The organism is Streptomyces sp. NPDC059524 (assembly GCF_042749255.1).
Taxonomy (GTDB): Bacteria; Actinomycetota; Actinomycetes; order Streptomycetales; family Streptomycetaceae; genus Streptomyces; species Streptomyces xanthii.
This window is the reverse complement of the sequence record NZ_JBHYTK010000186.1, coordinates 1-13,807: the sequence shown is the minus strand read 5'-3', so window position 1 is coordinate 13,807 and position 13,807 is coordinate 1. Positions and strand designations below refer to the sequence as shown.

Sequence of the window (13,807 nt, the reverse complement as noted above, 5' to 3'; positions counted from 1 at the left end):
AGAGCGGGTGGCCCTGCGGGGGGGGGGGGCCCGGGCCGGGCCGGGGGCCAGAGCCCGGGGGCGCGGGGAACTGCGCGAGAAGCCCCACCGGGCCGCACCCGGCGACGAACCGGTGAAGCCGCGGCGCGAAGCCGGTCCGGCGACCGAGCGGAGCGACTAAGCAGACGGACGTCCCATCGCCCGGTACGTCCACCCGGCTTCCCGCCACACCACGGGATCCAGCGCGTTCCGCCCGTCCAGAATCACCCGCTCGGCAGCGACAGCGCCCAGCTCCGCAGGATCCAGCTCCCGGAACTCCCGCCACTCGGTCAGGTGCAGCACGACATCCGCCCCCCGCACCGCCTCCAGCGCGGAGTCCGCGTACCCCAGCGTCGGGAAGAGCCGCCGCGCGTTCTCCATCCCCTTCGGGTCGTACACGGTCACCTGACCGCCCTGGAGATGAATCTGCCCGGCGACGTTCAGCGCCGGCGAGTCCCGCACGTCGTCCGAGTCCGGCTTGAAAGCGGCGCCGAGCACGGCCACCCGCTTGCCGAGGAACGCCCCGCCCCCCAGCGCCTCCCGCGCCATCTCGACCATCGCCCCGCGCCGCCGCATGTTCACGGAGTCGATCTCGCGCAGGAACGTCAGCGCCTGGTCGGCGCCCAGCTCGCCCGCCCGCGCCATGAACGCCCGGATGTCCTTCGGCAGACAGCCGCCACCGAACCCGATCCCGGCCCGCAGGAACTTGTGCCCGATCCGGTCGTCGTAGCCGATCGCCTCCGCGAGCTTCGCGACGTCACCGCCCGCGGCCTCGCACACCTCGGCCATCGCGTTGATGAACGAGATCTTGGTCGCCAGGAACGAGTTCGCCGAGGTCTTCACCAGCTCGGCCGTCGGATAGTCCGTCACCACGAACGGCGTGCCCTCGGCGACCGGCGTCGCGTACACCTCGCGCAGCAGCTTCTCGGCCCGCTCCCCGCGCACGCCGACCACGATCCGGTCCGGGTGCAGGGTGTCGTCCACGGCGAAGCCCTCGCGCAGGAACTCCGGGTTCCAGGCCAGCTCGACGCCCTCGGGCAGCAGCCGGGCCAGCCGCTCCGCGGAGCCGACCGGCACGGTGGACTTGCCGACGACGAGCGCGCCGGGCCTCAGATGCGGCGCCAGCGCGCCGAAGGCCGAGTCGACGTACGACATGTCGCACGCGTACTCACCGTGCTTCTGCGGCGTGTTCACACACACGAAGTGGACGTCGCCGAACTCCGCGACCTCCGCGAAGTCCATCGTGAAGCGCAGCCGCCCGCTGGACCCCTCGATCCCCGCGACGTGCTTGCGCAGCAGCTCCTCGAGGCCGGGCTCGTACATCGGGACCTCGCCCCGCGTGAGCATCTCGATCTTCTCGGGGACGACATCGAGTCCGAGCACCTCGAAGCCGAGCTCGGCCATCGCCGCGGCGTGCGTGGCGCCGAGGTATCCGGTGCCGATCACGGTGATCTTCAAAGGCATGACGAGGAGCTCCAGAGGGTGTCGGTGCCAGGGTGCTGCCAGTACTTCTCTTACTTCTCTGCTCTGCGGTGGTGCCGCGACGCGCGCCCGAGCATAGTCGGGGTATGCGGAGCTCCCCGAGGGGGCAAGTTGTGGCTGTCGCGTAGCTCACGTATCCGTCGTGCGGGCCGCGCCCTAAGATTTGGGTTACTTAACGGTAATTAGCGTCGCTTGGAGTGAGAGACCTTGGCCGGATCGGCTGATTTCGACCTGTACCGCCCGTCCGAGGAGCACGACATGCTCCGCGACACGATCCGGGCGCTGGCCGAGGCGAAGATCGCCCCGCACGCCGCCGCCGTCGACGAGGACGCGCGCTTCCCCCAGGAGGCGCTCGACGCCCTCGTCGCGTCGGACCTCGCCGCGATCCACGTGCCGGAGGCCTACGGCGGCGCCGGCGCCGACGCGCTCGCCACGGTCATCGTGATCGAGGAGGTCGCCCGCGTCTGCGTCTCCTCCTCCCTGATCCCGGCCGTGAACAAGCTGGGCTCGCTCCCCGTCATCCTCTCCGGCTCCGAAGAGCTGAAGAAGAAGTACCTGGGCCCGCTGGCCAAGGGCGACGCGATGTTCTCGTACTGCCTCTCCGAGCCGGACGCGGGCTCGGACGCCGCCGGCATGAAGACCCGCGCGGTCCGCGACGGCGACTCCTACGTCCTCAACGGCGTGAAGCGCTGGATCACCAACGCGGGCGTCTCCGAGTACTACACGGTCATGGCCGTCACCGACCCCGAGAAGCGCTCGAAGGGCATCTCCGCCTTCGTCGTCGAGAAGTCCGACGAGGGCGTCTCCTTCGGCGCCCCGGAGAAGAAGCTCGGCATCAAGGGCTCCCCGACCCGCGAGGTCTACTTCGACAACGTCCGCATCCCCGCGGACCGCATGATCGGCGCCGAGGGCACCGGCTTCGCCACCGCGATGAAGACCCTCGACCACACCCGCATCACCATCGCCGCCCAGGCCCTCGGTGTGGCCCAGGGCGCCCTCGACTACGCCAAGGGCTACGTCCAGGAGCGCAAGCAGTTCGGCAAGCCGATCGCCGACTTCCAGGGCATCCAGTTCATGCTCGCGGACATGGCGATGAAGATCTCCGCCGCCCGCGCCCTGACCTACCAGGCCGCCGCCGCCTCCGAGCGCGGCGACGCCGACCTCACGTACCTGGGCGCCGCCGCCAAGTGCTTCGCCTCGGACATCGCGATGGAGGTCACCACGGACGCCGTCCAGCTCCTCGGCGGCTACGGCTACACCCGCGACTACCCGGTCGAGCGCATGATGCGCGACGCGAAGATCACCCAAATATACGAAGGCACCAACCAGGTCCAGCGCATCGTGATGGCGCGCAACCTGCCGTAGTTGCAGGCTTGAACGGCAGACGAAGGGCGTCCGGGAAACCGGGCGCCCTTCACTCTTTCCGGCTAACGGATACGTGAGACATGGATGTTGCCATGTTCCGTGTCCTACGTTCGCCGCGTGGCCGAGGGCTTCTCGGCACACGGCGGAACACAGGAGCGCGCTACGTTCGACCCATGACCACAGCATCAGGTGTGGACCTGCCCGAGGGATGGAGCCTGGACGGGGAACGACTCGTCCACGAAGCCGAGTTGAACGGCTGGCGTCTGACCGTCGTCAACCGGCTCGACGCACCGTGGGACGGCCCGACGAGCCTCTGCATCGAGCCCCCGGACGACCTCGGTGCGGAGGTCGGCACGGACGGCATCACGGCGGAGCTCATGAGATCGATCTCCCTGGCGGAGATCCGCAGGACGACCAAGGACCTGCGGGCACGCCTGGGGCGCTCGACTTGCGAGGCCACCACCGCTGCGAGGCTCTCCAGGGTCGAGACCGAGCAGGAGTACGCGCTGATGGCCCGTGCGTACGTGCAGCTGGTGCAGCAGGGATACCGCAGCCCGGTCACCCGGCTGGCGTCGGCGTGGGGTCTGAGCCGGAACACGGTCAGCGGGCGGATCCGGCGGGCGCGCGCGATGGGCTTCCTGGACGGGCCGCCGGGTAAACCCGCAGACCGTCTGACCGGAAAGGCCAGGCGGCACCTGGAGGGGGACGACGGGCATGGGGACTCCGTGCACGCAGGGGACGGGCGCCGGTCCGACGAGCGGTGAATCGCTGGTAGGCGTCTTCGAGCTGTGGGCCACGACGAGGGGTGTGGAGAACAGCAGCGTCAAGCAGTACCGATCCATCTCGGCGAGAGCGGTCCAGCCGTTCTTCGAAGGCGATGCCGTACGGGACATCACCGCCCGCCGCATCGAACGGTGGGTGGAATGGATGATCGAGGTGCGGGGCTACAAGCCCTCGACCGTCCGGTTCCGGTTCAACGTTCTCGTGGCGGTGTTCGACTGGGCTGTCGGTCAGGAGCTGGCGGCCACCAATCCGTGCCGATCGGTGGCGTTACCGGTCAGCCGGGCGAGGACTCACCGGGATCAGCGGGCGGATGTCCACATCCCTCCGACGGAGACGGTGCTTGCCGCCATTACTGCCGCGCCGGATCGGTACCGAGGAATGTTCTGGCTGATGGCGGGTTGTGGTCTGCGGCTCGGCGAAGCCATGGGTGTCGCACGGGACCGGATCTCGTTCACCCAGGGGCTTCTCATGGTCGACCGCCAGGTGGCCTGTGACCGCGACACCGGTTCAGGCAGGTTCGGCAGCATGCGGCTGCGGCACGTCAAGTGGCGTGAGGACGGGGAGAAGGGGCGGCATGTACCGCTCCCGGGGGTGGTCGCCCTGGCGCTGCGACGGCATCTCAGGGACTACGGCACGTGGGGTGACGAGGAGCTCCTCTTCCCCAACGTGACGGCGACGGGACTGCTTTACCCGTACTACTGGTACCGGCGGATCTGGCGGCCCACCCTCGCGAGCGCGGGCCTCGACTATTTCAAGCCGCACAGTCTGCGGCACTTCTACGCGGCCTCGTTGCTGGGGCAGGGGGTGCCGGTCTCGGAGCTGTCGGCCTGGCTCGGTCACACATCGGTGGCCTTTACCGAGCGTTACTACGCGGACGTGCTGCCGGACGCGCCGGATCGTGCGCGGCTGGTCATTGATGGCGCGCTGGGTTCCCCGCGGGGTGTGGTCGAGCGGGGCAGCGCGGTCGCGTAGCCGCCCCGGAAAGGTTCACGTCCGCGAACTCGGGGCAGGCGACCGGCGGACGTGCGGAACCCCGCGCGGGCTCCCGCACGTCCTTGTCCGTGGACAGCAGAGGTCGCGCGCGAGGGGGAAGCGGCGTGGAGCAGTCGGGGTCGGTCCTGGCCGAGCGGATCGCGGAGCGGAGAAGAGGCGTCGGCGACCCGCGTGCGCTGGTCGGCGAGATGAGGCGCTCGGTGCTGCTCGTGCCGGTGTCCGGCGGCGGACTCTGGTCGGTGCGTTCCGGCGGGGTGCGCTGGGTGTGCGGGTTCACGGACGAGGAGGCGCTCGCCCGGTTCGCGGAACTGCGCATGGGCCGTGACCGGCCCATGGAGTACGCGGCGCTCCTGGGCGCGCGGATCGTCGACGAGGTCGTGCCCTCGCTGGGCGAGCCGGGCGGCCTCGCCGTGGACGTGGCGACCGAGGACGGGTCGATGTTCTTCCCGCCGGTAGTCGGCATCGTTCCGGACAGCGCGGCGGTCGACGCCGGCGTGCCGCGGGGAGGGGACGGCCGTGGGCGGTGAAGCGGGCGATCTGCATTTCGGCAAGGAAGCCGTCGCCAAGTTCACCAAGGGCGTCGGCGCGACCATCGATCAGCTCGGCGAACTGGGCGGCGCCACCGGCTCGGTGATGGGCAAGGGCTTCTCGGAGCTTTCGATGACGGGGATGGAGACCGGGCACCACGGGCTCTCCGTCGACTTCGAGGACTTCTGCGAGCGCTGGGAGTGGGGCGTGCGGGCCCTGGTGCGCGACGCCAGTGAGCTGGCGAACCGGCTCGGCCTGGCCGCGGGCACCCAGTGGGAGCACGACCAGTACGTCGAGGGCGCCCTGAAGGTGGGCGTCAACTCGGTGATGGGCGGCAGCCCGTACGCCAGCGAGGAGGACATCGCGAAGCAGGGCTGGGGCGAGGTGTTCAAGCCGGATGCCCTGGACCCGGACTGGAGCGCCGAGTCGTGGGACAAGGCGGGGCAGGAGATGGGCCAGACCTGGAAGGACACCGGCCGCGCCGTTCTCACCGAGGGGCAGGGCGGGCAGCGTTCGGAGGTGCTCAAGGACGCGCTCGGCATCTCCGACGACGACTGGAACCAGGCACTGGACGACACCTTCGGCCCGTCGCCCGAGGAACGCGCCCAGCAGCAGAGCGAATCCGGGGGGAACTGACCGTGGGTATCGGCGACATCGTCAGTGACATCACGCCGGACGTGGTCGAGGACGCGGTCGAGGACGGCGTCGAGTGGGCCGGCAACCGGGTCGAGGACGTGGGCAACTGGACCGCCGACCGGCTCGACGACGTCGGCTGGGAGTCCGGTGCGGACTGGGTCCGCGAGCAGTCCCGCTCGGTCGCCAACCGGATGGGCGCCGAGGTCGACGAGATGGATCTCGGGCAGACCGAGGACAAGACCAAGCTCGTCTACGGCAGTCCGGGCACCCTGCGCGACCGGGCGAAACAACTGCGCGGATTCCAGAAGGCGTTCGACACGACCGGCGACGGCATCAAGGGTCTTTCGTCCACGGAGCTGAAGGGTGAGGCGGCCGAGGCGCTGAAGAAGGCGGTGTCGAAGCAGCCGCCCAAGTGGTTCACGGGGGCGGACGCGTGCGAGAAGGCCGCGGGCGCGGTGGAGAGCTTCGCGGAGACGGTCACCTGGGCGCAGTCGCAGGCGCAGACGGCGATCGACAAGTGGAAGGAGGGCACCAAGGCGTCGGAGGCCGCTGCCGACGCGCACCGCAAGAAGGTCGACGACTTCAACAAGGCGGTCGACAAGTACAACGCGCAGCCCGCCGACCAGCGCGACCCGTCGACCCTGCCGCCCCGGCCCGGCGAGACGTTCGAGGACCCCGGCAAGAAGCTGATGCAGGAGGCGCAGGACATCCTGGCGGAGGCGCGCAAGCAGCGGAACACCGCCGCGGCGACCGCGTCCACGGCGGTCAAGGCCGCCCGTGACCTGGCCCCGGAGAAGCCCGACTACGGGGAGCAACTGCGCGACGGCGCCCAGGAGATGCAGATCATGGGCGACCATGTGGGTGGCGGCATCATCAAGGGCGCCGCGGGCATCGTGAACTTCGCGCGTGCGCTCAATCCCACGGACCCGTACAACATCACGCACCCGGCCGAGTACGTCACCAATCTGAACAGCCTGGCCGCGGGGATCGTGGTCGCCGCCAACGACCCGGTGGGCACGGGCAAGAAGATGGTCAGCGACTTCATGAAGGATCCCGCCGAGGGCTTCGGGCGGCTGATCCCCGACCTCGCGCTGACCGTGGCCACCGGCGGTGGCGGCGCCGCGGCCAAGGGCGCGCGCCTCGCGAAGGAGGCGGCCGACGCGGCGAAGGCCGGGCGGGTCGCGGACGACCTGGCCGACGCGGGCAAGGCGCGCAGGGCGCTCGACGAGGACCCGGAGGGCAGCCACGACACCCCGGACGGCGACCGCGACCAGGGCGGCGACCCGGTCGACCTCGCCACCGGAAAGATGTACCTGCCGCAGACCGACGTGGCCCTGCCGGGCATCCTGCCCCTGGTCTTCTCCCGCCGCACGGAGTCCGGTTGTGCCGTGGGCCGGTTCATGGGGCCCGCGTGGACGTCCACGGTCGACGAGCGCCTGGAGGTCGACGCGGTCGGCGTCCTGCACGTCACCGCCGAGGGGCTCCTCGTCGCGTACCCGCACCCCGTGCCCGGCATCGCCACCCGGCCCGTGTCCGGCACCGCCCGTACCGAGCTGACGAGGGATGCCGACGGCGACTACACGCTGACCGATCCCGACAGCGGTCTCGTCTTCCGCTTCGACGCCCCGCAGGGCGGTGAACCGGGCGGCGACGGCCCGGCCTGGCTGTCCTGCGTGACCGAGCGCAACGGCCACTTCGTCACCGTCGAGCGCGCCGAGGACGGAGTGCCCTCGGCCCTGGTCCACTCGGCGGGCCACCACGTGAAGCTGTCCCTCACCGACGGCCTGCTGACGGGCCTGTCGCTCGCGGGCGCCGGTGCGGGCGGCGCGGACCTGCCGCTGATGGGCTACGGCTACGAGGACGGGAACCTCACCAGGGTCATCAAGCCGTCCGGAGCTGTCACCGCCTTCGAGTACGACGAGCGGCGCCGTGTCACGGCGTGGATCGACTCCAACAACAGCCGCTACGACTACGTGTACGACGATCGCGACCGCGTCGTCTCCGAGGGCGGCGAGGCGGGGCACGTCCAGATCACGCTCGCGTACACGGACCCGGATCCGGAGTCGGGGCGCACCACCACGACGGTCACGACCGCTGAGGGGCACGCGACCCGGCACGTGTTCGGTCCGGGCTGCCGGCTGGTGGAGCTGACCGATCCGCTGGGCCACACGACCCGGTACTCGTACGACGAGCGCGGCCGGCAGCGTACGCGCACCGATCCGCTGGGCCTGACCACGCACTTCACGTACGACGAGGAGGGCCGGCTCGTCGCGGCCACCCGGCCCGACGGCAGTGAACTGCGTACCGTACGGGGCCTGTTCGGGCTGCCGGTGGAGGTTGTCCAGGCGGACGGTACACGGACGGTGCACGCGTACGACGAGCGCGGCAACCGCACGGCCACCACCGATCAGGCCGGCTCCACCACGCTCCACGGCTACGACCACGCCGGACGCCTCACCTCCGTCACCGACGCGCTCGGCGCGACCACGCGGGTGGTGTGCGACGCGGCGGGGCTGCCCGTGCAGGTGACCGGCCCGACCGGCGATGTCACCCGTACCGAGCGCGACGCGCTCGGCCGCCCCGTCAGGATCACCGACCCGATGGGCGGCGTGACCACCTTCGTCTGGGACGCCGACGGGCAGCTCGCGCACCGCACGGGCCCCGACGGCGCCACCGAGTCGTGGACCTACGACGGCGAGGGCAACTGCCTGACCCACACCGACGCCGCGGGCGGCGTCACCCGCTTCGAGTACACCCACTTCGACCTGCCGCTCGCCCGCACCGGACCCGACGGGGTGCGCTACGAGTTCGAGCACGACGCGGAGCTGCACCTCACCCGCGTCACCAATCCGCAGGGCCTGACCTGGGACTACACCTACGACGCGGCCGGCAACACCGTCGCCGAGAGCGACTTCGACGGACGCACGCTCACCTACCGGCTCGACGCGGCAGGCCGGCTCGCCGCACGCACGGACGCGCTCGGCGGCACGATCGCCTTCGAGCGCGACCGGCTCGGCCAGGTGATCCGCAAGGACGTCGACGGGCAGGTGACGACGTACGCCTACGACGGCGCGGGACGCCTCCTGGAAGCGGTCGGCCCGGACAGTGACCTGCGGTACCAGTACGACCGCCGGGGCCGGGTCAAGACGGAACTCGTCGACGGCCGCCCCATGGTGTACACCTACGACGCCCTGGGCCGCCGCAGGCGCCGCACCACGCCGACCGGCCATGTCACCTCGTACGCCTACGACGCGGGCGGCCGGCCCGAGCGGCTGACGACGGGCGGGCGCGAGGTCGACTTCCGGCACGACGCGGCGGGCCGGGAGCTGGCCCGCGTCCTCGGCGGCGCGGTCACGGTGACCTCGGCCTGGGACGAGGCCGGACGCCTCGCCGAGCAGCACGTCACCGCGGGTGCGCGGGCCGTCAACAGCCGGGCCTACGCGTACCGTGCCGACGGGCACCTGGTGGCGGTGGCGGACCGGTTGTCGGGCAAGCGCACCTTCGACCTCGATCGGGCCGGGCGGGTCACCGCCGTGCACGCCCAGGGCTGGACGGAGCGGTACGCGTACGACGCGGCGGGCAACCAGTCCTCGGCGTCCTGGCCGTCCCGGCACCCGGGCGCCGAGGCGACGGGGGAGCGGGCCTACTCCGGCACCACGATCACCCGGGCCGGCGGGGTGCGGTTCGAGCACGACGCGCTCGGCCGGGTCACGCTCCGCCAGAAGACCCGTCTGTCCCGCAAGCCCGACACCTGGCGCTACACCTGGGACACGGAGAACCGCCTGACCTCCGTCACCACTCCCGACGGGACGCGCTGGCGCTACCGGTACGACCCGCTGGGCCGGCGCACCGCGAAGCAGCGGCTGGCGCCCGAGGGGGAGAGCGTGGTGGAGGAGACCCGGTTCACCTGGGACGGCCTCACCCTGTGCGAACAGACCAGCCACCGGCCGGACAGCCCGACCACGGTCGCCCTCACCTGGGACCACCGGGACGTCGTCCCCCTCACCCAGACCGAGCGCATCCTCGACGCCGGCGGCGGCCAGGAGGAGATCGACCGCCGCTTCTTCGCCATCGCGACGGACCTCGTCGGCACGCCCACCGAACTCGTCGACGAGTCGGGCGACATCGCCTGGCGGTCCCGCTCCACCCTGTGGGGCACCACGGCGTGGGCCCGCGACAGCGGCGCGTACACCCCGCTGCGCTTTCCCGGCCAGTACTTCGACCCCGAGACGGGCCTGCACTACAACTACTTCCGCCACTACGACCCCGAGACCGGCCGCTACACCTCCCCGGACCCCCTGGGCCTCGCCCCGGCCCCGAACCCGGTCGCGTACGTGGGCAACCCGCACGCGGGGTGCGACCCGCTGGGGCTGATGCCCAAGTACACGAAGGAGGAGAAGGCCCAGAAGCGGGTCGACAAGGTCTTGGACGAGGTCGCCGAGCGGGCGAAGAACGGCGAGTTCAAGAAGCACGCCGACTACCACGGGGACTCGGGGCACGGTTTCACCGACGAAAAGGTCCTGGAGATCCTCAAAAACCCGGATGCCGTGTATCAGTCACAGGGCCAGGCGGGGAACTTCATCTACCGCAAGGACAACGACATCGCCGTGGTCTACGGCCCCGGCTCCAAGCAGGGGCAGGCCATCACGGCGTACGGGGAGTCGGGGATCAAGGGCGAGACCGGGGCGAAGGCACTCGGCGGCAGCCCGTCCGACCCGGGCAAGCCGGTGACTCACGAGGACATCGTCGAGGGCAGAATTCCCGGCAAGTTCGGCAACCTGGCCCCTGGAGTGCAGATCAGATGAGGCGCGCATGACCGCGAAACTGTCGTTCGACGGCGCTTGGCAGGCGGAGGTGACGGGCGATCCGCTGTCCGCCACTCCCCGCTTCACGGGCGATTCCGTGGAAGTTCCGGGGTACGCGGACGCGAAGGAACAGCAGCGGTTCCTCGCGGGCACCTTCGGAAGCGGGCCCGTGCTGTGGGACGCGCCCGACACTCTCCGGTTCGACCCGGAGAGCCGGAAGCTCGTCGGTGTCGAGCTGCAACTGCCGTACAGCACCGCCTACTCCGAGGTCTCCGACCGTGTGCCCGAGCTGCCCGAGGTGCGGCCGGGCGGGCTGCTCGCGGCGGAGGCCGAGGGCTTCCGGCACGAGATGTGCTCGGTGCTCTGCCGGACCCCCGGTGACGGCGTGCTGGTCTGCCTCCGCGGCCTCGACGTCCTCGACGCGCCGCTGGACGCGCGGATCGGCATCGCCCCCGACGTGGCGCTGCTCGTGCAGCGCGGCGCCGTTGTGGGCTGGACCGTCACGGACCCGGCGCGGCATCTGACCACGCCGTACCGCGCCCCCGACCCGGAGCCGCCCGCGCCGGCCACCCGACGGATGCTCAGCGAGTGCCTGGACCTGATGACCGAGCCGGTCGTCGACGATCTCGTGGACGGCGACCCCGCCGCCGTGGCCCGCCTCCGGGCGGCCGACGAGGCGCTGCGCACCCAGCGGGAGGACCCGAACCGGGCCGCGGCCCTGCGCGAGCTCATCGCCCAGTACGTGGAGGACTACGGCGGCGGCGACGCGTGAGGATCGTTCTCGACGACGACTGGACCGCCACAGTGACGGGCGATCCACTGCGCATCGCCCCACGCTTCGATTTCCGGGACTTCCGGGTACGGGTCGTGCCGTACGCGGATCTGACCAGCCTGTACCGCGACCCCGACCCGGAGCCGCCCGCGACCGCGACCCGGCGTCTGTTGAGCGACTGCCTGGACCTGCTCACGGAGCCCGTGGCCGACGACCTGGTGGACGGCGAGCCGGGCGCGGTGGCCCGGCTCAGGGCCGTGGACGAGGAGCTGCGCGGCTGGCGGGAGGACTCGCGCAGGGCCGCGGCCCTGCGCGAGCTCATCGCCCGGTACGTCGAGGATCACGGGGACGGGTGACCCCGGTCAGTCGCTGGTGACCGTGACCTTCTCGTCGTTGTTGAACTGCTCGACGAGCTGCTTGACCTTGGCCTTGTCCCACAGGAGGTTGCCGCCGACCGAGCCGTTGACCGGCATGTTCATGGACTTGCCGTCGCCGCCGGAGACCGACTTCATCGCCATGAACATCGAGCCCAGGTCCCACAGGCTCATGTCCTTGTCGACGACCAGGGAGTCCAGGCCCGCGCCCATCGTGGGGTAGAGCTTGAACGGGTTCATGACCGTCGACGGGGACGCCACCTTGTGGGCCAGGGCGGCGAGGAAGGCCTGCTGGTTCTTGGTGCGCTGGAGGTCGGAGGCGGCGAAGGCGTGGCGGGTGCGGACGAAGGCGAGGGCCTGCTGGCCGTTGAGGGTCTGCTTGCCCTTCTCGAAGTTCGCCCCGGACCACTTGTCCTTGAAGCCGTCCTTGAGGTCCATCTCGACGCCGCCGACCGCGTCCACGATGTTCGCGAAGCCGGCGAAGCCGATCTCCGCGTAGTGGTCGATGTGCAGGCCGGTGTTGGACTCGACGGTGCGGACGAGGAGCTCGGGGCCGTCCTCCGCGTAGGCGGCGTTCAGCTTCACCTGGCGGCCGGTGCCCGGGTAGAGCTTGCCGGACTCGGCGCCCTTGAAGGACGGGATCGTCACGTTCGAGTCGCGCGGGAGGGAGACGAGGGTGTCGCCGTTGTCACCCACGTGCAGGATCATCATCGTGTCCGTGCGCTTGCCCTCGGCGGAGCCGGTGTGCAGCTTCTTCTTCTGCTCGTCGGTCATGCCTTCGCGGCTGTCGGTGCCGACGATCAGGTAGTTCGTGCCGTCGCCGGCCTCGGGGCGGTTGATGACCTTGGACAGGTCGACGTCCCGGTGCAGCTTGGAGTCGGCCCAGAAGTACGTGGCGATGCTGGTGACGCCGACGACGGCGACGACCGTGATGACGCCCCACTTGATGCGCTTGCCCCAGTTGGCGGGGCGGGCCGGGCGGCCGGTGGGCGGCCCGTAGTCGTCACCGCCGCCGCCTCCGCGCGGGGCGCGGCTCTGCTGGCCGTAGACCTGGCCCGTGTTGTAGCCGCTGTCGTAGGACGGCTCGTCGCGGTACCGGTCGCCGTAGCCGTCGTCGTACGCGGACGGGGGCTGCTGCGGGGGCACCGGTCGCTGCACCTGGCGCATCGAGCGCACGCCCTCGGGGCGTGCGCTGGCGCTGCCTCGGCCGTAGCCGCCGCGCGGGCCGCCGCCCTGCCTGTCGCTCCACCCGTCGGGCCAGTCATTCATACGGCCCAGTGTGCCGTGCGGGGGTACGTGCCTTACAGGGCGGTGGGTAAATCGGACCGGGGCTGTTGCAGAGCTGACACAAACGGGCCCCGCATATGGTGGGTGCCATGACAGACCAGGCCCACGGCACGGAATCCGAAATTCCGGGCAAGCCGACTTCCGCTTCCCGCACGACGTTGTCGCACATCATGACGCACAACGACACCAACCTCCTCGGTACGGTGCACGGCGGCGTGATCATGAAACTCGTGGACGACGCGGCGGGTGCCGTGGCCGGACGGCACTCCGGCGGGCCCGCCGTCACCGCGTCCATGGACGAGATGGCGTTCCTGGAGCCGGTCCGGGTCGGGGACCTCGTGCATGTGAAGGCGCAGGTGAACTGGACCGGGCGGACCTCGATGGAGGTCGGCGTGCGGGTCCTCGCGGAGCGGTGGAACGAGTCGACGCCGCCGCAGCAGGTGGGCTCGGCGTACCTGGTGTTCGCCGCGGTGGACGCCGACGGCAAGCCGCGGGCCGTGCCGCCCGTGGAGCCGGAGACGGACCGTGACCGGCGTCGCTACCAGGAGGCCCAGATCCGGCGCCAGCACCGCCTGGCCCGGCGCCGCGCCATCAAGGAGCTGCGCGCGAAGTCCGCCCCGGAAGAGGACTGATCCCGCCGTAGCTGCGAGGCTTTCGTCGCTGGGCGCGGGCCGGTGGGGCTTCTCGCGCCCCGCGGCGCAGCCGCTGATGTCACAGCCCCGCGCCCCTGGAGATGCGCACTTCGTGCGCGATCTCCATAGGGG

The 13,807-nt window shown here is 70.9% G+C and carries 11 protein-coding genes; 9 read left to right on the top strand and 2 right to left on the bottom strand.

Going from position 1 to position 13,807, the window contains the following annotated elements:
• Positions 1-156 precede the first annotated feature (156 nt).
• Positions 157-1,482, bottom strand: coding sequence for a UDP-glucose dehydrogenase family protein (locus tag ACFW9D_RS33970; RefSeq protein WP_384628487.1), 1,326 nt, complete (start codon positions 1,480-1,482; stop codon positions 157-159).
• A 225-nt stretch (positions 1,483-1,707) separates the two neighbouring features.
• Between ACFW9D_RS33970 and ACFW9D_RS33965 the strand changes: the two genes are divergently transcribed.
• From ACFW9D_RS33965 to ACFW9D_RS33930, 8 genes are all read left to right on the top strand, one after another.
• Positions 1,708-2,865: an acyl-CoA dehydrogenase family protein gene (locus ACFW9D_RS33965; RefSeq protein ID WP_188338531.1), complete on the top strand. Its 1,158-nt coding sequence runs from the start codon at positions 1,708-1,710 to the stop codon at positions 2,863-2,865.
• A 173-nt stretch (positions 2,866-3,038) separates the two neighbouring features.
• Entirely contained in the window at positions 3,039-3,629 is a 591-nt protein-coding gene (locus ACFW9D_RS33960) for a hypothetical protein (RefSeq protein WP_384628484.1), read from the top strand.
• Positions 3,630-3,672: 43 nt separating this feature from the next.
• Positions 3,673-4,620 carry a tyrosine-type recombinase/integrase gene (locus tag ACFW9D_RS33955; RefSeq protein WP_384628482.1) on the top strand — a complete coding sequence of 316 codons (948 nt, stop codon included), beginning with the start codon at positions 3,673-3,675 and terminating at the stop codon, positions 4,618-4,620.
• 125 nt (positions 4,621-4,745) lie between these two features.
• A complete protein-coding gene (locus ACFW9D_RS33950; RefSeq protein WP_384628479.1) occupies positions 4,746-5,168 on the top strand; it encodes a hypothetical protein in 423 nt (140 codons plus the stop codon).
• Positions 5,158-5,805 (top strand): hypothetical protein, encoded by a 648-nt coding sequence (locus ACFW9D_RS33945; protein WP_188338533.1) that lies wholly within the window; start codon positions 5,158-5,160, stop codon positions 5,803-5,805. Before ACFW9D_RS33950 ends, ACFW9D_RS33945 begins: the two co-directional genes overlap by 11 nt.
• A 2-nt stretch (positions 5,806-5,807) precedes the next feature.
• Complete coding sequence (locus ACFW9D_RS33940; RefSeq protein WP_384628476.1) at positions 5,808-10,610, top strand: putative T7SS-secreted protein; 4,803 nt, start codon at positions 5,808-5,810, stop codon at positions 10,608-10,610.
• A 7-nt stretch (positions 10,611-10,617) separates the two neighbouring features.
• Positions 10,618-11,382, top strand: coding sequence for a hypothetical protein (locus ACFW9D_RS33935; protein WP_384628473.1), 765 nt, complete (start codon positions 10,618-10,620; stop codon positions 11,380-11,382).
• Entirely contained in the window at positions 11,379-11,738 is a 360-nt protein-coding gene (locus ACFW9D_RS33930) for a hypothetical protein (protein WP_384628470.1), read from the top strand. The genes ACFW9D_RS33935 and ACFW9D_RS33930 overlap by 4 nt, the downstream gene beginning before the upstream one ends.
• A gap of 6 nt (positions 11,739-11,744) precedes the next feature.
• Here the strand turns inward: ACFW9D_RS33930 and ACFW9D_RS33925 are convergent, their stop codons facing one another.
• Positions 11,745-13,025 (bottom strand): LCP family protein, encoded by a 1,281-nt coding sequence (locus ACFW9D_RS33925; protein ID WP_188338537.1) that lies wholly within the window; start codon positions 13,023-13,025, stop codon positions 11,745-11,747.
• A gap of 107 nt (positions 13,026-13,132) precedes the next feature.
• Between ACFW9D_RS33925 and ACFW9D_RS33920 the strand changes: the two genes are divergently transcribed.
• Positions 13,133-13,675, top strand: a complete 543-nt coding sequence (locus tag ACFW9D_RS33920; RefSeq protein ID WP_188338538.1) for an acyl-CoA thioesterase — start codon at positions 13,133-13,135, stop codon at positions 13,673-13,675.
• Positions 13,676-13,807: the final 132 nt, after the last annotated feature.